The sequence below is a fragment of the Streptomyces siamensis genome (genome assembly GCF_039543605.1).
GTDB classification, from domain to species: Bacteria; Actinomycetota; Actinomycetes; order Streptomycetales; family Streptomycetaceae; genus Streptomyces; species Streptomyces siamensis.
Genome location: NZ_BAABKB010000002.1, coordinates 768105 through 788925 on the forward strand (window position 1 = coordinate 768105; position 20821 = coordinate 788925).

Annotated in this window: 22 protein-coding genes, 3 tRNA genes and 1 pseudogene; 4 read left to right on the forward strand and 22 right to left on the reverse strand. The window is 69.7% G+C overall.

Annotated elements, in window-relative coordinates:
• Positions 1-74: 74 nt before the first annotated feature.
• The 4 genes from ABEB03_RS06075 to ABEB03_RS06090 form a co-directional block, all read right to left on the reverse strand.
• On the reverse strand, positions 75-2054 hold the full coding sequence (locus ABEB03_RS06075; protein ID WP_345642328.1) for an ABC transporter ATP-binding protein: 1980 nt from the start codon (positions 2052-2054) through the stop codon (positions 75-77).
• A complete protein-coding gene (locus ABEB03_RS06080; protein WP_345642331.1) occupies positions 2054-3787 on the reverse strand; it encodes an ABC transporter ATP-binding protein in 1734 nt (577 codons plus the stop codon). The genes ABEB03_RS06075 and ABEB03_RS06080 overlap by 1 nt, the downstream gene beginning before the upstream one ends.
• Before the next feature lie 165 nt (positions 3788-3952).
• Positions 3953-5419, reverse strand: a complete 1467-nt coding sequence (locus ABEB03_RS06085) for an FGGY family carbohydrate kinase (protein ID WP_345642334.1) — start codon at positions 5417-5419, stop codon at positions 3953-3955.
• A 38-nt stretch (positions 5420-5457) separates the two neighbouring features.
• Positions 5458-5763, reverse strand: coding sequence for a YtxH domain-containing protein (locus ABEB03_RS06090; RefSeq protein WP_345642337.1), 306 nt, complete (start codon positions 5761-5763; stop codon positions 5458-5460).
• 145 nt (positions 5764-5908) lie between these two features.
• Here ABEB03_RS06090 and ABEB03_RS06095 point away from each other — a divergent pair.
• The 3 genes from ABEB03_RS06095 to ABEB03_RS06105 all read left to right on the forward strand — a co-directional run bounded on the left by ABEB03_RS06095 (position 5909) and on the right by ABEB03_RS06105 (position 6298).
• Positions 5909-5981 (forward strand) — tRNA-Asn (locus ABEB03_RS06095).
• Between the two features lie 5 nt (positions 5982-5986).
• A tRNA-Asn gene (locus ABEB03_RS06100) sits at positions 5987-6059 on the forward strand.
• Between the two features lie 165 nt (positions 6060-6224).
• Positions 6225-6298, forward strand: a tRNA-Ile gene (locus tag ABEB03_RS06105).
• A 225-nt stretch (positions 6299-6523) separates the two neighbouring features.
• Here ABEB03_RS06105 and ABEB03_RS06110 read toward each other — a convergent pair.
• Together ABEB03_RS06110 and ABEB03_RS06115 are read right to left on the reverse strand one after the other, a co-directional pair.
• Positions 6524-6748 carry a hypothetical protein gene (locus ABEB03_RS06110; RefSeq protein WP_345642340.1) on the reverse strand — a complete coding sequence of 75 codons (225 nt, stop codon included), beginning with the start codon at positions 6746-6748 and terminating at the stop codon, positions 6524-6526.
• Positions 6749-6932: 184 nt separating this feature from the next.
• Positions 6933-7133 (reverse strand): hypothetical protein, encoded by a 201-nt coding sequence (locus ABEB03_RS06115; RefSeq protein WP_345642343.1) that lies wholly within the window; start codon positions 7131-7133, stop codon positions 6933-6935.
• 157 nt (positions 7134-7290) lie between these two features.
• Between ABEB03_RS06115 and ABEB03_RS06120 the strand changes: the two genes are divergently transcribed.
• Positions 7291-7533: a GntR family transcriptional regulator gene (locus ABEB03_RS06120; RefSeq protein ID WP_345642347.1), complete on the forward strand. Its 243-nt coding sequence runs from the start codon at positions 7291-7293 to the stop codon at positions 7531-7533.
• 76 nt (positions 7534-7609) lie between these two features.
• On the opposite strand, the gene ABEB03_RS06125 is transcribed toward ABEB03_RS06120, so the two are convergent.
• From ABEB03_RS06125 to ABEB03_RS06205, 16 genes and pseudogenes are all read right to left on the reverse strand, one after another.
• Positions 7610-8284, reverse strand: a complete 675-nt coding sequence (locus ABEB03_RS06125) for a collagen-like domain-containing protein (protein WP_345642353.1) — start codon at positions 8282-8284, stop codon at positions 7610-7612.
• On the reverse strand, positions 8281-8547 hold the full coding sequence (locus tag ABEB03_RS06130) for a hypothetical protein (RefSeq protein WP_345642356.1): 267 nt from the start codon (positions 8545-8547) through the stop codon (positions 8281-8283). The genes ABEB03_RS06125 and ABEB03_RS06130 overlap by 4 nt, the downstream gene beginning before the upstream one ends.
• 12 nt (positions 8548-8559) lie before the next feature.
• On the reverse strand, positions 8560-8769 hold the full coding sequence (locus tag ABEB03_RS06135; protein ID WP_345642359.1) for a holin: 210 nt from the start codon (positions 8767-8769) through the stop codon (positions 8560-8562).
• 170 nt (positions 8770-8939) lie between these two features.
• A pseudogene (locus tag ABEB03_RS06145) lies at positions 8940-9527 on the reverse strand (N-acetylmuramoyl-L-alanine amidase); the annotation flags it as partial.
• Positions 9528-9610: 83 nt separating this feature from the next.
• Positions 9611-10021, reverse strand: coding sequence for a hypothetical protein (locus ABEB03_RS06150; protein ID WP_345642362.1), 411 nt, complete (start codon positions 10019-10021; stop codon positions 9611-9613).
• An 11-nt stretch (positions 10022-10032) separates the two neighbouring features.
• Entirely contained in the window at positions 10033-13392 is a 3360-nt protein-coding gene (locus ABEB03_RS06155; RefSeq protein ID WP_345642365.1) for a hypothetical protein, read from the reverse strand.
• Positions 13393-13402: 10 nt separating this feature from the next.
• Positions 13403-15499, reverse strand: coding sequence for a phage tail tape measure protein (locus tag ABEB03_RS06160; RefSeq protein ID WP_345642368.1), 2097 nt, complete (start codon positions 15497-15499; stop codon positions 13403-13405).
• A 177-nt stretch (positions 15500-15676) separates the two neighbouring features.
• Positions 15677-16087 (reverse strand): hypothetical protein, encoded by a 411-nt coding sequence (locus ABEB03_RS06165; protein WP_345642371.1) that lies wholly within the window; start codon positions 16085-16087, stop codon positions 15677-15679.
• 10 nt (positions 16088-16097) lie between these two features.
• Positions 16098-16574: a hypothetical protein gene (locus ABEB03_RS06170; protein ID WP_345642374.1), complete on the reverse strand. Its 477-nt coding sequence runs from the start codon at positions 16572-16574 to the stop codon at positions 16098-16100.
• Positions 16575-16603: 29 nt separating this feature from the next.
• On the reverse strand, positions 16604-17005 hold the full coding sequence (locus ABEB03_RS06175; RefSeq protein ID WP_345644113.1) for a phage tail tube protein: 402 nt from the start codon (positions 17003-17005) through the stop codon (positions 16604-16606).
• Positions 17006-17085: 80 nt separating this feature from the next.
• Complete coding sequence (locus ABEB03_RS06180) at positions 17086-17823, reverse strand: hypothetical protein (RefSeq protein ID WP_345642377.1); 738 nt, start codon at positions 17821-17823, stop codon at positions 17086-17088.
• The gene (locus tag ABEB03_RS06185) at positions 17816-18013 is read right to left on the reverse strand and encodes a hypothetical protein (RefSeq protein WP_345642379.1); all 198 of its coding nucleotides are present in this window, start codon (positions 18011-18013) and stop codon (positions 17816-17818) included. Before ABEB03_RS06185 ends, ABEB03_RS06180 begins: the two co-directional genes overlap by 8 nt.
• Positions 18013-18462 (reverse strand): hypothetical protein, encoded by a 450-nt coding sequence (locus ABEB03_RS06190; RefSeq protein WP_345642384.1) that lies wholly within the window; start codon positions 18460-18462, stop codon positions 18013-18015. The genes ABEB03_RS06185 and ABEB03_RS06190 overlap by 1 nt, the downstream gene beginning before the upstream one ends.
• 9 nt (positions 18463-18471) lie before the next feature.
• Positions 18472-19068 (reverse strand): phage head-tail connector protein, encoded by a 597-nt coding sequence (locus tag ABEB03_RS06195; RefSeq protein WP_345642389.1) that lies wholly within the window; start codon positions 19066-19068, stop codon positions 18472-18474.
• Between the two features lies 1 nt (position 19069).
• Entirely contained in the window at positions 19070-19276 is a 207-nt protein-coding gene (locus tag ABEB03_RS06200; protein WP_345642393.1) for a hypothetical protein, read from the reverse strand.
• Between the two features lie 76 nt (positions 19277-19352).
• On the reverse strand, positions 19353-20744 hold the full coding sequence (locus ABEB03_RS06205; protein WP_345642396.1) for a hypothetical protein: 1392 nt from the start codon (positions 20742-20744) through the stop codon (positions 19353-19355).
• Between the last annotated feature and the right edge of the window lie 77 nt (positions 20745-20821).

A 20821-nucleotide genomic window follows, 5' to 3' on the forward strand; every position in this document is an offset into this window, starting at 1 on the left:
GCACGTGCCGGTGCCCCCTCCGCCGGCCCCCGGGGCCGAGGGCCGGGAGGGGGCGGCGGAGGGGGCGAAACCCCCTAGTCCACCTCGGCCACGGCCTGGGCGAACTGCGCCTGGTACAGCCGCGCGTACGCCCCGCCGGAGGCGAGCAGCTCCGCGTGCGCACCCTGCTCGACGATGGACCCGTTCTCCATGACGAGGATCGTGTCCGCGTCCCGGATGGTGGAGAGCCGGTGCGCGATCACGAACGACGTCCGCCCGTGAGCGAGCTTCGCCATCGCCTTCTGGATCAGCACCTCGGTACGGGTGTCGACGGAGCTCGTGGCCTCGTCGAGAACCAGGATCACCGGGTCCGACAGGAACGCCCGGGCGATCGTGATCAGCTGCTTCTCGCCCGCGCTGACCCCGGTGCCCTCGTCGTCGATCACGGTGTCGTAGCCGTCGGGCAGCGTACGGATGAACCGGTCGGCGTGCGCCGCGCGCGCCGCCTCCTCGATCTCCCCGCGCGTGACGCCCACCCGTCGCCCACCATCGCCCTTGCCGGAGGCGCTTCGCGCCGCCCCTTCCCTTCCAGCCCCGTACGCGATGTTCTCGGCGATCGTGCCCCCGAACAGCCAGGTGTCCTGGAGCACCATGCCGATGGCGGCCCGCAGGTCGTCCCGGGACATCGAGGCGATGTCGACCCCGTCGAGGGTGATGCGTCCGCCGGTGACGTCGTAGAAGCGCATCAGCAGGTTCACCAGCGTCGTCTTGCCCGCGCCGGTCGGGCCGACGATCGCGACCGTGTGCCCCGGCTCGACCTTCAGCGACAGGTCCTCGATGAGCGGCTTCTCGGGGTCGTAGCGGAAGGACACGTGCTCCAGCGCCACGCGTCCGCGCAGTTCCTCGGGGCGCGCCGCCGGAACCGGGTCGGCCTCCTGCTCGTCCGCGTCCAGCAGTTCGAAGATGCGTTCCGCGGACGCGACGCCCGACTGCACCAGGTTCGCCATCGAGGCGACCTGCGTCAGCGGCATCGAGAACTGGCGGGAGTACTGGATGAAGGCCTGCACGTCGCCGATCGACAGCGTGCCGGAGGCGACCCGCAGTCCGCCGACCACGGCCACCAGCACGTAGTTCAGGTTCGACACGAACATCATCAGCGGCTGCATGACCCCGCTGTTGAACTGCGCCTTGAACCCGGCCTCGTACAACTGCTCGTTCTGCTCGGCGAACTGGGCCGCCGACTCGTCCTGCCGCCCGAACACCTTCACCAGGGTGTGCCCGGTGTACATCTCCTCGATGTGGGCGTTGAGCTTGCCGGTGGTGCGCCACTGCTGCACGAAGTGCGGCTGCGACCGCTTGCCGACACGCGTGGCGACGTAGAAGGAGAGCGGCACGGTCACCAGCGCGACCAGCGCCAGCAACGGCGAGATCCAGAACATCACCGCCAGCACGCCGACGATCGTCAGCAGCGAGTTGACCAGCTGGCCCATCGACTGCTGGAGGGTCTGCTGGATGTTGTCGATGTCGTTCGTCGCGCGGCTGAGGACCTCGCCACGCTGCCGCTTGTCGAAGTAGGACAGCGGCAGCCGCGAGAGCTTCGCCTGCATGTCCTCGCGCATCCGGTAGACGGTCTTGTTGACGGCGCGGTTCACCATCCGCGTCGCCACCGCCATCAGCAGACCGGCCAGCAGGAACGTGCAGAGCGCGAACAGCAGCACACGGCCGACGGCGTCGAAGTCGATGCCCACGCCGGGGGTGAAGTCCGTGCCCGAGAGCATGTCGGCGATGCCGCCCTCGCCGCGTTCCCGCATCCCGGCGAGGACCTCGGACTTGGAGGCCCCGGCCGGCATCTGCCGTCCGATGATGCCCGCGAAGACGAGGTCGGTGGCCCTGCCGAGGATCTTCGGGCCGACCACCGAGAGACCGACGCTCAGGACGACGGCGACCAGCATCACGCACATCGTGACGCGTTCCGGTTTGAACTGGGACAGGAGTCGCTTGCCCGACCCCTTGAAGTCCATCGAGCGCTGGTCGGGGCCGCCCCCGGCCATCATGCGTCCCATGGGCCCGGCCATCAGGCAGCCTCCGCTTCCGTGAGCTGGGAGAGCACGATCTCCCGGTAGGTCTCGTTGTCCGCCATCAGTTCGTGATGCCGTCCGCTGCCGACGATCCGGCCCTCGTCGAGGACCACGATCCGGTCGGCGTCCCGGATGGTCGACACCCGCTGGGCCACGATCACCACGGTCGCCTCGGCGGTCTCCTCGGCGAGCGCCGCCCGCAGCGCCGCGTCGGTCGCGTAGTCGAGCGCGGAGAAGGAGTCGTCGAAGAGGTAGATCTCCGGGCGCTGCACGAGGGTGCGGGCGATGGCGAGGCGCTGCCGCTGACCGCCGGACACGTTGGTGCCGCCCTGCGCGATCGGCGAGTCCAGACCGTTCTCCAGCGTCTGGACGAAGCCCTTGGCCTGTGCCACCTCCAGCGCCTGCCACAGCTCCTCGTCGGTGGCGTCGGGATTGCCGTACCGGAGGTTGCTGGCGACGGTGCCCGCGAACAGGTACGGCTTCTGCGGGACGAGGCCGACCGTCCTGGCCAGTACCTTCGGGTCGATGGTCGCGACGTCCACGCCGTCGACGAGCACCTCGCCCTCGGTGGCGTCGAACAGCCGGGGGACCAGGCCCAGCAGGGTGGACTTGCCGCTGCCCGTGGAGCCGATCACGGCGGTCACCTCACCGGGCCGGGCCACCAGGTCGATGGCCTTGAGGACCGGCTCCTCGGCGCCCGGATAGCGGAACCCGGCCCGCCTGACCTCCAGATGGCCGTGGCGGCGCAGCTCGACGACGGGCGCGGCCGGCGGGACCACGCTGCTGTCGGTGCCGAGCACCTCCTCGATGCGCTCGGCGCAGACCTCCGCGCGCGGCACCATCATGAACATGAAGGTGGCCATCATCACGGACATCACGATCTGCATGAGGTAGGCGAGGAACGCGGTCAGGTCACCGATCTGCATGCCGCCGCTGTCGATGCGGTGGGCGCCGAACCAGACGACCGCGATGGACGACACGTTCACCACCGTCATGACGATGGGGAACATCAGCGCGAGCATCCGGCCGGTCGCCAGCGACGTCTGCGTCAGCTCGGTGTTGGCGCCGCGGAAGCGGTCCTTCTCGTAGTCGTCGCGGACGAAGGCGCGGATCACCCGGTTGCCGGAGATCTGCTCGCGCAGCACGCGGTTCACCGTGTCCAGCCGCGTCTGCATGGTGCGGAACAGCGGGCGCAGCCTGCGCACGATGAGGGTCACGCAGATGCCGAGCACCGGCACGACGGCGACGAGGACCGCGGACAGCGGCACGTCCAGGCCGAGCGCCAGGATGATGCCGCCCACACACATGATCGGCGCCGACACCAGGAGGGTGAACGTCATCAGCGTCAGCATCTGCACCTGCTGGACGTCATTGGTGGTGCGGGTGATCAGCGAGGGGGCCCCGAAGTGGCCGACCTCACGGGCCGAGAAGGACTGGACGCGGTCGAAGACGGCGGCCCGGATGTCCCGGCCGACCGCCGACGCCGTACGGGCGCCGTAGTAGACCGCTCCGATGTTGCAGACGACCTGCGCCATCGAGATGCCGATCATCAGCGCCCCGAAGGACACGATGTAGCCCGTGTCTCCCTTCACGACACCGTTGTCGATGATGTGCGCGTTCAGCGTGGGCAGATAGAGCGTGGCGCACGTCTGCAGGAACTGCAGCAGCACCAGCAGGGTGATGGGCTTCTTGTACGGACTGAGGTGGGTACGCAGGAGTCGTATGAGCACGCGGGGTCTCTCGGAGTCGTCGACGGCTGGGTGATCGGCACGCGATCGGGTGGTGCACCACCCCCTATCGTCGAACACTCCACCCGCGTTACCTCAACCGAATTAACCCGACCGCGGTCCCACGACGGACCCGGCCCCGGTCCTTCGACGGAGGCCGGCGCGACGCTACGGCGCCCCCGGGCCGCGGAACGCCCCAGGATGCGTCTGTTCCCGTACGGACACGTACTGCTGGCGTACGGCCTGGCCCACGGCGAGCTCCTCGCCGGGCTCCAGCACCTGGGCGACCGGCCCCTGCCACACCGGCGGCGTCCGCGGGTCGAGCGCGCCCTGCGAGACACCCAGGGCCCAGGCCGCCTGCCGGGCCGCGCCGAGCGCCGCGTAGTCCGCGGGCTGCGGCACGACGACCTGCGCGCCGAACAGCGCGGGCGCCACCGCCTGGACGGCGGGCAGTTCGGCGGCCGGCCCGAGCAGGAAGATCCGGCGCACGTCGACGCCGCGCCCGCGCAGCACGTCCAGCGCGTCGGCGAGCCCGCACAGCATGCCCTCGAAGGCGGCCCGTGCCAGGTGCTCGGGCCGCATGGACTCCCGCCGCAGCCCGGCGAGGGTGCCCGCCGTGTGCGGCAGGTTCGGCGTCCGCTCGCCCTCCAGATAGGGCAGCAGGACGAGGCCGTGGGAGCCCGGCGTCGACTTCATCGCCAGATCGGACAGGCCCTCCAGGTCGGGCACGCCGAGCAGCTCGGCGGTGCCTCGCAGCGCCCGTACGGCATTGAGGGTGGTGACGACCGGCAGATGCATGCCCGTCGCGTCCGCGAGGGAGGTGATCATGCCGCTGGAGTCCACCAGTGCCTCGGGGTGCACGGCCATCACGGACCCGGAGGCGCCCAGCGACACGACCGCGTCCCCGAGCCCGATGCCGAGTCCGAAGGCCGCCGCCATCGTCTCGCCGGTCCCCGCCGAGATCAGCAGCCCCTCCGGCGTGGTGCCGGCCGCCTCGGCGGGACCCAGCACCTCGGGCAGGGACACCTGGTGCCCGAGTGCCAGTTCGACGAGGTCGGGCCGGTAGGCGCCGGTGGCCGCGGACCAGTAGCCGGTCCCGGAGGCCCCGCCCCGGTCGGTGGTGCGCCGCGCGGGGCGGCCCAGCAGCTGCCACACCAGCCAGTCGTGCGCCTGCATCAGCATGGCGGTGCGCCGCACCGCCTCCGGCTCGGTCCTGCTGAGCCAGCGCAGCTTGGTCACCGGCTGCGCGGCCTGCGGCACGGAGCCCACGGCCTGGGCCCACGCCTCGCGACCGCCGAGCGCGTCCACCAGGTCGGCGGCCGCAACCTGCGCGCGCTTGTCGCCGCCGACCAGCGCGGGGCGCACGGTGTTGCCCTGCACGTCCAGCGGGACCAGGGCGTTCTGCTGCGCGGAGACACCGATGGCCTGCACGCCTTCGAGCAGGCCGCCGCCGGCCGCCTCGCCCAGGGACAGCAGCCAGGCCTGCGGATCCACGTCCGACGGACGGCCGCCGCTCTCGGTGGCCTCGACCGGATGCGGTGCATACCCCTGCCTGAGCACGGCACCCGTGTCCGTGTCGCAGACGACGATACGAGTGAAATCGGGCGAACTGTCCAGCCCGGCGACTATCCCCATGGCGGAAATTCTGCCGTACGACGGGAGGTGGGCACCCCCTAGGTGTTGCTGGTGCCCCAGTCGTCCTCGACCGCACCGTTGCTGTTCCGCTCGCGCAGGGAGCGCACACGCTCGGCTACCGAGTCCGGGACGTGGTCGCCGACCTTCTCGCTCACGGCGTGGAACGCCTTGCCCGCGACCACGCGGCCCTGCTGGGCGGCGGTCTCCGCGGTGTTGCGCACCGCCGGGTTCTGCGCGACCTGGCGTGCGGACTTCTTCAGCTGCTCGTAGCGCTCGCGCCCGGCGCGCGTGCCGAGCACGTAACCCAGGGCCAGTCCGGCGACGAATGTGAGCCGGTAGCGCATGACGGCCACCCTTCCCTTGCGTCGGCATCGGTGTGGAGGGAACCGATTGGCGGAGCACCCCCCTGCTTGCGCTAATGTATGTGTCGCAGCGAGCGCACGCCCCCTGGCGAATACCCAGGTAGGTACGTTCGATGCAACGAGGCAATCCTCCGTAGCTCAATTGGCAGAGCAGCCGGCTGTTAACCGGCAGGTTACTGGTTCGAGTCCAGTCGGGGGAGCTCGATCTCCTGTAGCTCAATTGGCAGAGCAGCCGGCTGTTAACCGGCAGGTTACTGGTTCGAGTCCAGTCGGGAGAGCAACGGAAGAGGACCCCTCAGGGGTCCTTTTTCATGTCCGGGGGAACCGCGCGGAGCATGCCGAAGTCCTCATGGTCATGTGATGCCGACCATCCGAAGCAGGAGATCGTATGAGCGGCTATGCTGCGGCAGACGGCGCGCACAAATGTGCGCGACACGCCGTACGGGGCGGTAGCTCAGCCGGTTAGAGCAGCGGACTCATAATCCGTCGGCCGTGGGTTCGAGTCCCACCCGCCCCACCCAAGGCTTGTTAAGCAGGAACGTTTCTACCTGCGATACAGCGTCAGCCCCCTTCGATGGAAGGGGGTTTCGTCATTCCTGGAGATCGGTAGCTGGCCCGCTGCTGGCCCGAAAGGCGGACGATCATCCACTCGGCGGCACGAGTCGGCCCCGGCCGGGATCGGCGTCCGGCCGGGGCCTGGTCCCGCCCACCCCCGACGGGCACGGGGTACGGGGCGGGCGGGCTATCGCACCGGCGGGGCGTACCGGCTCACGCGAGCCATGCTCGCCTCGTGCGCCTCCACCCACCGCTGGTAGCGGCTCAACTGCGGCGCCGTCTGATGGTCGGGCATGTCGCACAGCTCAGCGTGGACGGTGACGTCGGCGCCGGCCGCCGACCCGGAATCCACGGGGTACGTCGTACTCGGCTGGCCGGGCAGGATGGGCTGGTCGCAGCGTGCGCAGATCATCAGCGTCCGTTCTTCTTGGCTGAGCGTGAGGCGGAGCTGCGACCGCCGCCGTGGCAGCGGCAGTTGCACGTGATCGTCATGAGTGGCGCCTCCCAGGACGGGGCTCCGCGGCGCCGGATGACGGCCGGACCTTGGCACATCGCGTGTTCGTTGAGGCTGCACTCCGGGGTCGTCTCGACGTCTGTCACGGTCGGTCGGCCAGCGGGGTCAGGCCGCGCTGCTCACGGCACGGGGCGCACGCGTACAGGGGGTGGGGCGGAGCGGAGTTCTTCTCGATCGCGTCCACCAGGAGCGCGGTCTGCGAGGGGCCCTTGTGCCAGTGACACCAGCGGACTGTCGGCGCCCGGTCTGTGCGAGCGGCCGGGGCGTGCGTAGGCTCTGCCATGTCGACTCCAACCAGTCGGCCAAGCCCCGGGCCGGTGACACGGCCGCGGGGGTTCTCTCTGTCTCCGGACTGTACGGCAACTTGGTACGTCTTGGTACGTCCTCGGACGGGCTAGGCAGATCTATGCCAGCCCTGGTTGTCCTCTTACGGTCGCAGCATGATCGAGCTGGACCGGGACGCCATGACGCCGCTGTACGTGCAGCTCGCCAATGTGCTGCGCGAGCGGATCCGCGCCGGCGAGATTCCGGTGGGCAGGCGCCTGCCGTCGCAGGCAGAGCTGGAAGTGGAGACGGGCGGCACGGTCTCCAGGCGGACGATCAAGAGCGCGCTGGAAGTCCTGACGGACGAGGGTCTCGTGCAGGGCAAGGGCGTGTTCGTGATCGCGCTCCCCCAGTCATAGGGGTACCCGCAATCCGGGTACCCCTGGACGCACGAAAGCGGCCCCGCCCTCCCACTGGGGGAGAGCGGGGCCGCTGTCATACGTACTGGCGTCGGGTCGGGTCGAGGCCGGCGGACAGCAGGCCGAGGCCGCCGCCGTTGTTGCCGGGCTCTGGCTGGGGTGCGCCGTCTCTGCGGCAGACGAGTGCATCGGGGTCGTAGTTCGGCGCCTGGAGCGAGTAGCCGGACGGGCAGGCCTGTCCGTCGCGCCCGTCGGCGCCGTCCTCGCCAGCAGGTCCTTCAGGTCCGGCCGGGCCCGGTTCGCCCTGCGGTCCCTGAGGACCGGGCGGGCCGGCTGAACCGTCGGTGCCGGGTGCTCCGTCCTGCCCGACGCCGTCCTGCCCGTTCTGGCCTGGAGATCCGGGCGAGCCGGTGGGGCCCGGCGGTCCCGTCTCGCCAGGGTCGCCGGGATCGCCCTTGGCGCCGGGCGGCCCGGGTATGGGCACGGGCACCTGGGCGCGGGCGGGCAGGTTGTCGACGGCCTTGGACGGGTCGGGTGCCTTCGGCGTCTGGCCCGCGGCCTGGACCTGGGCGCGCAGCACGCGCACGTCCCCGGCCAGGGTCGAGACGGCGTTGCCGCGGAGGTTGGCTTCGTCGGCCAGCTGGCTGTACCAGGACCAGCCGATGACGCCGGCGCCGGAGAGCGCGGTCAGCCAGCAGAAGACGGCGATCCACCGCCAGCGTCCAGCGAGTGCCCGTTCTGTACGGGTCACGGATCGCCTCCCAAGTTGATGACTGTGATGCGGAGGCGGGCGATGGTCTCCTGGTCGGTGACGCGCTGGTTCAGCAGCGTTTCGATCCGGGCGTTCCGTTCGCCGAGCTCCTTGCGCAGCCCGTCCCGCTCTTCCTGGATTTGGTCGATCTCCGAGTTCATGCGGGTGGTTGCGTTCTCGCCCCGCTTGCCGAGGTACGCCACCACCGAGCCGGACATGACCCCGATCAGCGCGAGTACTGCGCCGATGGTGGTGGCGTCCAAGGTGGTGGCTCCCTACGGGCGCGGGGTGTGGCTGGCCTGCCAGCCGCTGAGGAACGTGACGGCCGCCGGGGCGACGGCGATGACGACGGGCTGAAGCCACGACGGCAGCGGCTGGAGCAGGCTGTCATCGGCGACCACGGAGTTGAGGACGGCGAGCAGGAGGGACACGACGAAGGTGGCGCTGGTTGCCGCCTTCACCTTGGCCTCTACGGGTGCGGCCATGACGGACCTCACTTCTTGGGGAGCTTGAGCTTCTGACCGGGCGTGATGTCGTCGGCGTTCTTGAGGTGGTTGAGGCTGGCGATGTCGTGCCACCGGTTGCCGTCGCCGAGCTTGGAAGCGGCGATGGACCAGAGGGTGTCGCCGCGGCGGACCGTGTAATCGGTGGTGGGCTTGAGGCGGTCGCGGACCTGGCCGCGCAGCCAGTCCATGCCGAAGCCCTTGGGGTCGATCTTGCCCGGCTGCCATTCCAGGTGGCCGATGACGCTGCGCTCGTCCCAGCCGTGGTGGCGGCAGATCGCGGCGGAGACGCGCTCGATGGCCTCCAGCTGCGCCTTGGGCCACGGGTCCTTGCCGTCGCCGAGGTTCTCGCACTCGAAGCCGTAGAAGTGCCTGTTGCCGTCGGTCGTCGCCTCGTTGTCGGCGGGCAGCTTCGTCTCGTTGATGACGGCGCGCAGGACGTCGTCGTCGCCCAGGCCGGCGTGGTTGGCGCGGCCGTAGCCGACGAGGTGGACGCGACCGTCCTTGGCGATGACGCCGTGGCACAACGGGCCGGGCAGATCGGACCGCCCATCACGGCAGATCTTCACCGTGGCCGCCGTGCCCTTGGTGACGGTGTGATGGATCATCACGCCGTGCACCGGGCCCCACGGTCCCTTGTGGTTGCGGTTGTGGTGCTCCCAGTCGCCGACCTCGACGACGGTGACGCCCTCATTGCGCAGCAGCTGCGCGAACACGGACGCCTTGGGCGGTGTGGCCATGGGCTCTCCAGGCATGAGAAAAGCCCCGGCCATCAGGCGCGGGGCGGCAGGGGTGGGCGGGGCCAGGTGGTGGCGAGGGGGTCCTAGTTGTCGATGATGAAGCCGATGTGCAGCCGTAGGTTCCGGGTGCTGGATCCGGCGATGTCGCTGTAGGCGGTGCGTAGCGTGCAGACGCCGTCCGTACCGATGACGAAACCGCCCTCGGATGTGCCGTCGTCCCACGGGCCATTGATCGTCCCGTTTGTGGGGCGCCACCCAATGGGCGCGGTGCAGATCTGCACGTCGGGTGTGATGTTGCCGCTGGTCTGCGTGATGGTCGCTCCGGTGCGGAGCAGGTACATGTCCAGGACGATGGTCCGGCCCGACCGGTAGCCGCGGAAGTCGTTCACCGTGAAGCCGCTGGCGGCGACCAGACCGGAGTTGGTGGTGGTGACGGCCGGCCCGTCATTCAGCCTGCTGGCTGTGATCTTCATTCCGGGCACCCACAGGGTCACGGCAGGCCTCCTTAGAGAGCGACGATGGCCGGGTAGGCGAGGACGATGTCCGTGCTCGCGGTCTGCGCCTTGACGATGCCGTTGCGGGCCCGCAGCACGGTGAACACCTGCGGATTGACCACGGCGAGGTTGTCGTAGCGGACTTCCGGGTTCGTGTTGGTGTTCCCGGACGCGGTGATCGACCGGACGCCGATGTAGGACGCCGTCGTGATGTCGGTGTCCGTCGTGTCGATCTGCCAGTCCGGCGGCTCCGGGTCGGATGCCAGCCACGTCTTCGCCCGAAGGGCCGTGCCCTTGGCCTGGAAGCGGATCCGGAGGAACGTGCCCGGGGTGTGGGTGGTGGTGACGTTGTACGAGGCCACCGTCGATTCGACCGTCGCGACGCGCTTGCGGATGGTGAGGATCAGCGCGTTGGCCGTGGTGAACTCCAGCCTGGCCATGTACAGGTTGTCGCTGTCGATGTAGCGGCCGGTCAGGCTCCCGAACAGGGATCCGCCGGTTGCTGTGGCGCTGGTCGTGACGCTGCCGTAGTAGTCGAAATCGGCGAACGGGAAGTCGGTGAACGAGCGGCGGGAGACGTTCACGGACGCCAGGACGTGCTTGCCGTAGCCGCTGCCCACGCTGTAGTCCGCTGCCGAGCCGCCCGAGAAGGACCAGACCTGCCCGGAGTCCGCAGTGCCCCAGCTGCTGGAGATGGTGCGCGCGAACGTGTCGGTCAGGCTGTTGGAGATCGCGTTGACCGTCATGACTTCGCCGCCGGCGCGGATGTCGAACGGCAGCTCCGCCGGGTCCGTGGTCCACGGGTCGCCGTCCGTGGTCAGGACGGTCAGGGCGGTCGCGGACGAGGTGGCCGCGGCGGCGAGGCTGCAGCCGTCGGTGTCGGCCCACCCGTACACCGGGTCCTCGACGATGCCGATGTTCCACGGCCCGGCCGGGGTGCAGTTCATCTGCACGTCCCAGTCGATGGGATGGCCGATGACCTCCTGGTAGCCCTGCATGAGCAGGTCGATCGGGCCGGGCGGCAGCCATGCGGGCGGATTGGCGATCTGGATGCGGTCGCCGGACTCGAGCAGGGTCACCGTGTCGATGAGGCTGGGCGCGGCCGCCAGGTCGAGGTTGACGACCGGGTAGCGGGACTCGTCCCAGGTGCCGAGGTGCATGTTCCAGTAGGCGTGCGGCTCGGCCTGGTCGTCGTCGTACAGGTTGAGGGTGAGGGACGTGTCGTACAGGCCGACGCCGTTGGGCGGGGCCTGTACGGACAGCGGGCCCTCGTCCAGGACGGCCCTGCCCGAAGCGCCGCCGTCCCGGGTGACCGTCACATCGTTGCGGACCTTCTGGTCGTCGTCGACGGGCTCCAGCGGCGGCGCCACATGACCGGACGTGTTGTAGTCCAGGGCGAGGCCGACGGGCTGGTTGTACATCGAGTTGCGGTCGCGGTAGGCGAGGCTGACCGCGTTGCGCCGCTCGTAGAGGATGCCGCCGTCGGCGTCCGCGGCCTGCTCCAGCAGGGACAGCAGGGTGTCGATGCGCTGCGGGCCGACCTGCTCCTGGACGGTGGGGTCGCCCCACTGACCGAGACGGACGCCTTCCTCGGAGGCGAGCCGGCTCATGCGTGCGCCGGCAGTCTCTCCCGCCCACGCGTCGATGGCCTGGTCGAACGCGTCCGAGTCGTCGGTGCCGAACACGGAGATGTGCCCGATGGCCATGCCGTCGATGTCGGAGGCGTAGCCGTCCGGTGGCGAGGCCACGCCGGTCGGGCGGCCCACGGTGCCGGTGAAGCTGGTGGAGAAGGCTCCCGCGTCGCCGCCGACGTCGGTCCATCGGATCTCCCAGACGACGTTGCCGCCGCTCTGTGTGACCGCGAGCCGGACCCGGATCCACTGGTTGAACAGGTCGGTGCCGGTGGCAAGGTCGTTGGAGAAGACGGTGGTGCCGTCGTCGTCCTTGCCGATGATGCGGGTCAGGTCGTTGCGGGTCTGGACGTACCACTCGCGGACGGTGCCGGTCGACAGCACGCGCAGGAACGTCCTCAGCGTCGTGTTGGCAGTGTCGAGCCGGTAGACCCACTCGACACTCCACTTCGTGAGCGTCGTCGACGGCGCCGGCACCCGCCCGTACATGTCGCAGGCGGTCGGCGTGGACGAACTGATGGTGGGCAGGGCGCTGGAGCTCGCGAGCGAGTCGACGCCCGCCCAGTTCGCCGGCTTCAGCTGCAGCGGCTTGACGCCCGCGATCGGCGAGTAGGCGGCCCTGGCGTTCTTGCCCTCCTCCATCGGCCAGTACGCCAGCGGGGCGAACGCCGGGATGCGGCGGCGCAGCGTGGAGTCCAACGCCTTGGCGCCCTGGCCGAGGCGGCGCATCAGGCCCGCGGCTTCGATGGGTACGCGGATGTCCTTGCCGGACACGTCCCAGCGGGACGGCCAGCTGGACACTTCTCCGATGAAGCGGGTGCGCCGGTTGCTGATGGCCGTGCTGCCGGCCGTGTTGACGGTCCAGGTGCGGCCCGCACTGTCCGCGAACGAGGTGGCGGCGAGGGCCTGGGCGGTGAAGTCCGGGTTCGCGACGACAGTGCCGCCGATGCCGTTGCGGATCTCTGCCGCATGGACGCGGCCCGACGGATAGGTCATGACGGCGGGCAAAGCCCCGACGCGGACGGCGGCCGTGCTGTTGAAGATGGACGTGGTGCCGGCCTGGACGACCGGGTCGCCGAGCTGTGTCCACGGTCCGGCGATCGTCGGCGCCGTGTAGAAGACGATGGTGCGGCCGCCGGCGCCGTTGTTGACGTCCAGGGTCGCCCGGACCGCCAGGCGGCCGTTGGCGGGCACGACGGGCTGCGCGGTGGAGCTGGCCCCGACGACGTTCGTGCCGTCCGCGGACCACTCGAAGTACAGGCGGTTGTTCCGGACCCCGAAGAACCACGACTTGTCGGCGCCGGCGCTGCCCAGCTTGCCCATCAGCTCGGTGGTCTTCAGCCCGTCGGAGGCGTCCAGCCAGTTCGTCAGGAAGCCGTCGAAGCGGACGTCGATGTCGCCGGTGATGTCCAGGGCGGCCACGTCCGGTGTGGAGGCGTAGCCGTTGCTGTTGCCCGGCAGCTCAAGGAACGGCGTGCCCGCCTTCACCAGGACGCGCAGGAGCGTGTTGCGGCCGATGAGCCCGTAGTAGGGGGACAGGGGGTTGCGGGGGCTGTACTTGCCGAGCCGGTTGTTGAAGGTCAGCGTGCACTTGCCCGGGTCGGTGCGGGCACCCTCGTCGGCCCGCCCGCGCGTGATGGTGATCTTGTCGGAGGTGTAGACGTCCGCCGTGACGTCGGTCCAGGTGCCGCCGATCCAGAGGGCGATCTCCACATCGAGGGGGGTCTGGGGGAACACCACGGCGGACTCCCTACTGCCCGAAGGCGGTCTGTACGTTGCCGCGTCCCTTGACGCGGGTGAGCTTGCGCAGGAAGCGGTGGAAGTCGTCCTCGGCGCCCGCCGTCTCGAAGCGCACCACGACCGTGCCGCCGCCCGCCTGGGCGCCCATGAGGGGTGCCATGCCGGTGGTGAGCGGCGTAGAGGTCTGGACGACGCTCGGGTCGACGAGGCCCGTCATGGCCTTGTCGACGACGCCGGCGTTCTTCTCGATGCCCATGGCGACACCAGCGGGCACCCAGTGACCGATCTGGTCGGCCATGAGCTTCGAGGGCGAGCCGATGTGCAGGAACGACTTGGCCGCGTTGACCACGTTGGACTTCACGAAGTTCTTGACCTTGGACCAGAGCCAGCCGCCCATGCCGGCGATGCCGTTCCACAAGCCCTGGATGACCGCGCGCCCCTTGTCGCGCAGGGCGCTTCCCATGCCGCTGACCGCCTTGGAGATGCGGCCAGGGATACCCGAGGCCCACGTCATCAGGGCAGATGCCTTGGACGACGCGGCGTCTCGCATGGACTGGAAAGCGGAGGACGCCCGCGCGCGCAGCGCACCGGCCAGACCGGACAGGGCGGCACTGGCACGACCGGGCAGTCCCTTCACCCAGTTCACCAGCGCCGTCATCTTCCCGACGGCGTAGTCCTTGGCGGAGCCCCACCAGGAGGCGAACTTTCCCGGGAGGTCGGAGAACCAGTTCAGGACGCCGCTGATCCAGTCGACGGCCGCCTTGGTGCCGGTCTTGATCGCGTCCCAGACGGTGGACCACAGGGTCTGGAACCAGTCCGTCTTGGTCGCGATGATGACGATCACGGCGACCAGCGCCAGCACGGCGAGGATGATCCACGTGAGCGGGGAGGACAGCAGCGCCGTGTTCCACGCCCACTGGACGCCGGTGGCGATCGCTGTGGCCGCCGACCAGACGGCTTGGGCTGCGGCCCACGCCATCATGCCGCCCTTGATGGCGAGGATCGCCAGGGCCATCCCGCCGAAGATGTAGGCGAGCGGCTCGAAGACGGCCTGGTTGTCCATGGCGAACGCGATGAACGTGCCGGAGATCTCGGCGAGCTTGGTGACCGCCTTCCGCTTGAACCCCTCCAGGGCGGCCGAAGGGCTGTCGCCGACCGTCTTGGACATCTTGTCCGCTGCCCCGCCGACCTGGCCGAGCGCGTCGACCGCCGTGGACGGATCCAGGGAGTAGAGCGCGTCGCCGAGGTCCTCGGCCTGGGTGCCGAACAGCTGCACGGCGGCCGCGGACCGCTTCACCGGGTCCTTGATGTTTCGGAGCCGGTCGAGGGTCTCGTCCAGGGCTTCAGTTGCGCCCTTGCCGCCCTTGCCGATCTTTGTGGCCATGTCCTTGGCGTTCAGGCCGATCGCCTTGAAGCCGTCCGCTGTCGTCTTCGAGCCGTCGATGGCCCGGATGGAGAACTCCTTGATGGAGTCGGCGACGAGGTCGGCGTCGCGTGCGCCGCCCTTGAGGCCCTGGGACAGCAGGCCCATCGCGGTCTTGCCGTCCAGGCCGAACTTGCGCCACTGGGTGCCGTACTCGTTCACGGTGTCCAGCAAGTCATCGGCTTTGTTCGCGCCGGTCTGCATGCCGCGGGTGAGGATGTCGAACGCCTCGTCGGCGTTCTTCGCCAGGCCCGTCTTGAGCATCTGCCCGACGGCCGCGGTGGTCGGGCCGACTTCCTGGTCGAACGTCTCCGCCAGCGCGAGGGCCTTGGTGGTGACGCCCTCCAGGCCGCCCTTGGCCTTCGAGGTGTCACCGATGTTCTGGTAGACGCCCCTGATCGCGTTGTTGACGTCCTCGGTCGATTCGCCCCACGCGTTCGCGTACACGTCCGAGGACACCTTCGACAGCTTCGCGGCCTCGGCCGGGCCGACGCCGAGCTGCGCGGCCAGCTTCGCGTTCGCCGCCGACATGTCCAGCGACGCCGCGATGCCGACGCCGAGGCCACCGGCGACGCCGGCCGCGATGCCGGTGGCGGCCTGGTCGAACTTCTCCCGGACCTTGCCGAGAGTCTCCGTGGCCTGGTCCCGGGCAACGAGGTTGAACACGAGTGAGGTGTCGCTCATCCCGCCCCCTGTGGTCAGGGGGCGGCTAGCGCCCCGACTTCAACTTCTCGTTGGCTTCGTGCTGCGCCGTCTCGTAGGCGTCCAGCCAGCCCAGTGCCTGGTCTTCCTGCTCCACCGTCATCAGGCCCCACTCCCAGGGCCGGATGTGCAGCAGGTGCGCGGCGTCGCCGAGCCGCCTCAGTCGGCGATCGGCAGACTCGCTTTTCCCTCTTCCTCCGGGTCCTCGAACGCTTCGTCGATCTCCGCGTCGAGCTTCTCCAGGACGGCTTCGAGCTGGTCGGCGGGCACGGTGTCGACGACCTGCTTGCGCATCTCCAGCAGCTCGCCCTTGGAGTACTCCAGGTCCAGCTCGTCCCAGGCGAAGTCGACGTCTTCGTAGCGGATGCCGGCGTGCTCCCGCTTGAGGTACATGAACAGCAGTGCGCGGCGGCACTGGCTGTGGCCCTGAACGACGGCCTTGGAGAAGTCGGCGAAGTTCTTGCCCGTGCGCCGTTCGAGCATCTCCCGCTCGGCGCTCATGAGCTTCTTCGGGTTGTACTTCCAGCGCTTCGGCTCCTCCGAGCCTTCGGGCTTGTAGACCAGATACACGGGTGTCCCCCTATCGGGCCCGGGACGCGATGCGCCGGGCCATGTCTTCCATCGCCTGTTCAACGGCCTGCTTGTAGAGGCCCTCGCGGCCCCGGAACGCGCGGTCGAACCACTCCAACTTGCCGCGCTGGTGCGCCCACACTTCCCGGTTGCCGTACACGGGGTGGCGCCAGCCAGAAGCCCTGTTCGTGCGCTTGGGCGCGTTGGCGAAGCCGCGGATGTTCTTCGTCTTGAAGGCCTTCACCCTGGCCCCGGACCAGCGGCCGCCAAGCTTCACCTCGGGCCGGATCTTCCGGGCGATCGAGGTGCGCAGGGCAGGCGTCGCGCCGTGCAGCGACACCATGCCCATGATGGAGTTCTTGGCCTGCTGCGCCCCAGGCTTGAGAGCGTCGCGCATGTTCTGCGCGAGCTCCTTACGCAGCTGCTTGCCGTCCTCCTCGGCGCGGATTGCCCGCACCACGGCCGCGAGGCCGTCGTGCGTCTCCACGCCGAGGGAGAACGGCGGTCCGCCTGCCATCAGGTAGTGCCGCGGGTCACGGCCCCGGAGGTGGGGAAGCCGAGCGAGACGGTGGCCTCGTCGCCGACCGACCCGGTGATCGGGTTCCACCCGTTGATCAGGATGTTGCCCGTGTACTTCGGGTTGGCGGTGGACGCGGCACCCTGGTCGGCGCGCACCTCGAACGGCACGACAGTGCCGAGCAGCGGCCACATGATGGCGTCCAGCTGGGAGGCCGCGAAGTCCTGGAGGAACTCGCACGACAGCTCGGCGGACTTGAGGCCACCGAGCACTTCCTTCCAGCCCAGGCTGGCGTAGTTGGTGACGTCCTTCTCCTCCACCTCGACCGTCAGCTCCGCCTTCTTCGTGAAGGTGTTCAGGACGTTGGAGTTGATGGACAGGAACTCGGCGAGCAAAACCATCTTGGGCACGACGGGCCCTCCTTTCAGGGCATGACACAGAGGCCCACGGACGGGCCGGACAGGTGGGTGACGGGACGCGGCTACCGGATGCCGAGAGCGGCCGCGAAGAGGAACGACGGCGTGGTGCCGCTGATGGTCCAAGCGACCTGCCACCACGAATCCGTGATGGCAGTGCCTGCGGTACGCAGGATCTGCCCGCCCACCGCGTTCGCCGCGGCGAACGTCAAGCGGGTCGTCGGGGAAGCGAAGGTGTTGTCCACGCTGGACTCCACCCGCGCGGTAATGCTCGGCGTAGTGCCGGCCACCGACAGGACGTGCAGCGCGGCATACAACCTCTTGCCGGCCGGTACGGCTCCGAGTTGCAGCGCCGTACCGAAACCGGTGGTGGTGCGCGCGGTACCGGGAGGATGGGCGAACTGGCCGCGCACCAGGGGCCAGCTGCTCTTGGCCGTGCCGGTCCACGGAGCGACCTCGCCGACCGCGTCGCCGAGCTTGTAGTCGGAGCGCAGAGCACTGGTGAAGTACGCCAGTGCTCCGACGCTGGCGTCGTTGTTCGCGCTGACCGACCACGGGCCGACGCCGCCGACCTGCGCCCAGGACGCGTCGTCGACCTTCGTGGCGTCCAGGGCTTCCCACTGCCCCTCGCCGGAGATCTCCGCGGAGGCCAGTCCGCCCATGACCTCCTTGTAGCCCTGGGAGGCGTAGTTCGTGGCCTCCTTGGTTTCCACCTCGGAGGACAGCTCGATCTTGTTGGAGACGCTGGTCAGGTCGACGCCGACCGCGAAGCACCTCACATTGGTGAGGACGGTCTTAGCCATCGTCGCCCCCCTTCGAGCGGCTCCTGTGGCTGCCCTTCGACGGCTCGTCGCGGACTTCCTCGGCTACGCCGGAGGCCACCAGGTGCGCGCCCTGCGCCGTTGGCACCTCTACTTCGGCGCCCTTGGCAGGCCACGGTTCGCCGTTGAGCTGGGCGCCCTCGGGCATCTCCTGCGTAATACGGATCTTCATCAGGTTCCTCCCGGGCCGATGACTCTGACGGCGAGCTCCGCGCCGACATAGCTGGCGCCGGCGTGTTCGTACCAGCGATAGCCCTGCACACGCTGGAGGTGCAGATCGTCGGCCAGGCCCCCGAGCGCCAGCTCTCCGGGGGCGCCGCGGGCCACCTCGATGGCTTGCTTCAACGAGGCCTCACCGACCCCGGACAGCAGCGCGTCCAGGATCCGCTGGGCGGACCGGTCGTCGGCGCGGCCGGCCAGGACACGGCAGGTGAACAGCAGCTCGTCGAGGCCGCGGCCCATCGCCTGGTCGAAGTTGATGTCGACCTCGCCGACGAAGAACACCGGGGTGACCACCGAGTCCGGCACGTAGCCGAGGCACGTGAGCTTTCCGATGCCGGTGGGCAGGACCACGGTGCGCACCGCGTCCGCGATGGCGTCGCGGATGGGGGAGATCTGCACGGCCGCCCCCTATCCGAAGCCGGGAAGGATGTACGGCTCGATCAGCGCCCACACGTCCGGGTCCCGGCGGCTGAGGTTGCGCACGCCCCACTCGGCCGAGCCGATGATGCCCTCGGGGCTGTCCTTGCGCTTGTAGAGGCGCGAGGCCTGGATCAGTGCGGCCTCGGTGATGTCGTCGGGCACCGCGGGCCAGCCGAAGCGGGCGGTGATCCGCACGCGGGTGGTCGAGGTGCCCCAGGAGCCCAGGACGCGGAGCAGGCCGGTGATGGGTCTGCCGTCCGCGAGGGCGTTGTCGGGGCTCGTCTCGTAGCCGGTAAAGGCTGTGAATGAGGCACCCGACCCGGTCTCGACGACCAGGCCCGTGGTGCTGCCGATGTCGTCGACGAGCAGCAGGTCGCCGTCGTCCTCGCACACCACGCGCCCCTGCAGGCGGAACGTGCGCTGCACGGCCGACGAGTCCAGCCAGAAGCGGCGCCCCGTGGTCTTGTCGATGCCTCGGGATGCGGAAGCCAGCGCCGAATTCAGCAGCGTGTCCCGGCTGGTGTCGTCCGCCTCGATCCCGAGCTTGGACTTCAGCGCCGCAAGGGTGCCGTACTCGTTGGCCACGTCACGCCTTCTCGGTGCTGCTCGCCCGGCGGCCCTTCGGCGGCGTCGAACGCGACGTGGGCGCACTGGACTTGCCGTCGGCCGTCGGCTTGTAGCCGTGCAGCCGGAGCTGTTCGTCGACCTGGGCGACGCGGTCTGTCAGGCCGCTCTGGACCAGGCCCTCGCGCTCGCGCAGCAGCGCGGCGACCATCGGGTCTTCGGTAGCCATGGCTTGCTCCTGGGAGTTCGTGGGTGGACCACGAGGGCCCGCCCCTGGAGTGGAGCGGGCCCTGCGCGGTGAGGGATCAGACGCCGGTGAAGGCGGGCGCGACCAGACCGGTGCCCGTGATCTTCTGGGCGTGCGGGTACCGGGAGTGCGTGTATGCGGCGTAGCCGTACACGACCATCAGCACGCCGAGGCTGGCCGCGGCCGGCTGCTCCGCCCTGATGTACATCGGGGCGCTCGGGTCCTCCCACAGGTGGCACTCGTTGCGGTCCGCGACGTAGATCTCGTCCTGGTTGGTGCCCGCACCAAGGTTCGTGACGATGTTGTTGTCGACGATCACCGGGGTGCCGTTCGGCAGGACGCCACGCACGCCGGAGCCGTAGGAGTTGGCCAGGTTGTTGCCGCCCATCTGTGCGGCGATGCCCGGCTGGCTGATGAGCGGCCACGTCGAGGACAGGCCGTTCTGGAGCCAGTACCAGCGGCGGGAGTGCATCACGACGATGTTCTCGCCGGACGCCTGGTCCAGCATGGCGCTCTCGACACCAGACAGGCCGGCGACGACCTGCGGGTACGCCTCGACCACCTTCGGAGTGCCCGAGGTGTACGTGATGGTGGTCGCCGAGGCAGCCAGGCCGGTCGACGCCTGGTTGAGCAGCGTCGAGTCCAGCGTGGTCGCGTAGCGGCGGAACAGGTCGTCCAGGACGATCGGCTCCACGCCGGCGCCGCGCTCGATCGCCTGCCGGGACAGCGTCTGCTGGCCCGCGATCGTCTGCACGGGGATGGTGAGCAGCGTGTCGTCGATGTCCGTGCTGGAGACGTTCGTGTTCTCCGACGCCTGCAGGGCGGTGCTCGTCGCCGTGGTGATCCGCGAGATGTTCACGCTCATGCCCTGCGCGGGCAGGTCGTGCCGGCGGATCGCGTCGGCGAACGGGCGCCGGGCCGCGGCGGCCGGGGCGTACAGGTCGGTGAGGTACTGCGGGACCACCAGGCCGGTGAAGGCGCCGGTGGTGACGGCGCGCTCGGTGACGTCGGGGCGCTCGACGCGCTCCTCGTCCATGTGCCGGGCGAGGCGCTGCTGGGCCCGGTAGTCGCCGAGGAACGCGGCGGCCACGTCCTGCTCGAACAGGCGGCCGCGCCGGTCCTGGTCGGGCCGGTAGGTGCGCTCCTCGCGGCCGACGCGGGCGACCTGGTCGTAGGCCGGGGCCCGGTTGGCGGCCGGGACGGTACGCGTCTGGAGGGCGGCGAGCTCGTCCTCGCGGACCTGCTCGGCCTCCAGGCCGGCGAGGGCTTCCTGGCGACGGGTGACCTCGGTGTCCGCGGCGTCGCGGCGGGCGACCTGCGCGGTGACCGCGTCCTCGGTGAGGTCCTCGTCGGAGCGGAGCGCCATCAGGGCGTCCTGCTCCTGCTGTCGGGTGGCGATCGCCGTCTCCAGCGCGGTGCGCGCCTGGGCGATCAGCTCGGCCAGAGTCATGGCCGGTCCTCTCTGTTGTCGTTTCCAGGGGCGCCCCGGTCCATGACAGACGGCCACCCGAGGCATGGCGCCGGGTG

Excerpts from the sequence above, each read along its gene's own strand:
- ABEB03_RS06075 (WP_345642328.1), bottom strand. The coding sequence starts at position 2,054 with ATGGCCGGGCCCATGGGACGCATGATGGCCGGGGGCGGCCCCGACCAG.
- ABEB03_RS06085 (WP_345642334.1), bottom strand. The coding sequence starts at position 5,419 with ATGGGGATAGTCGCCGGGCTGGACAGTTCGCCCGATTTCACTCGTATC.
- ABEB03_RS06090 (WP_345642337.1), bottom strand. The coding sequence starts at position 5,763 with ATGCGCTACCGGCTCACATTCGTCGCCGGACTGGCCCTGGGTTACGTG.
- ABEB03_RS06110 (WP_345642340.1), bottom strand. The coding sequence starts at position 6,748 with ATGATCTGCGCACGCTGCGACCAGCCCATCCTGCCCGGCCAGCCGAGT.
- ABEB03_RS06115 (WP_345642343.1), bottom strand. The coding sequence starts at position 7,133 with ATGGCAGAGCCTACGCACGCCCCGGCCGCTCGCACAGACCGGGCGCCG.
- ABEB03_RS06120 (WP_345642347.1), top strand. The coding sequence starts at position 7,291 with ATGATCGAGCTGGACCGGGACGCCATGACGCCGCTGTACGTGCAGCTC.
- ABEB03_RS06135 (WP_345642359.1), bottom strand. The coding sequence starts at position 8,769 with ATGGCCGCACCCGTAGAGGCCAAGGTGAAGGCGGCAACCAGCGCCACC.
- ABEB03_RS06160 (WP_345642368.1), bottom strand. The coding sequence starts at position 15,499 with ATGAGCGACACCTCACTCGTGTTCAACCTCGTTGCCCGGGACCAGGCC.
- ABEB03_RS06175 (WP_345644113.1), bottom strand. The coding sequence starts at position 17,005 with ATGGTTTTGCTCGCCGAGTTCCTGTCCATCAACTCCAACGTCCTGAAC.
- ABEB03_RS06180 (WP_345642377.1), bottom strand. The coding sequence starts at position 17,823 with ATGGCTAAGACCGTCCTCACCAATGTGAGGTGCTTCGCGGTCGGCGTC.
- ABEB03_RS06185 (WP_345642379.1), bottom strand. The coding sequence starts at position 18,013 with ATGAAGATCCGTATTACGCAGGAGATGCCCGAGGGCGCCCAGCTCAAC.
- ABEB03_RS06200 (WP_345642393.1), bottom strand. The coding sequence starts at position 19,276 with ATGGCTACCGAAGACCCGATGGTCGCCGCGCTGCTGCGCGAGCGCGAG.
- ABEB03_RS06205 (WP_345642396.1), bottom strand. The coding sequence starts at position 20,744 with ATGACTCTGGCCGAGCTGATCGCCCAGGCGCGCACCGCGCTGGAGACG.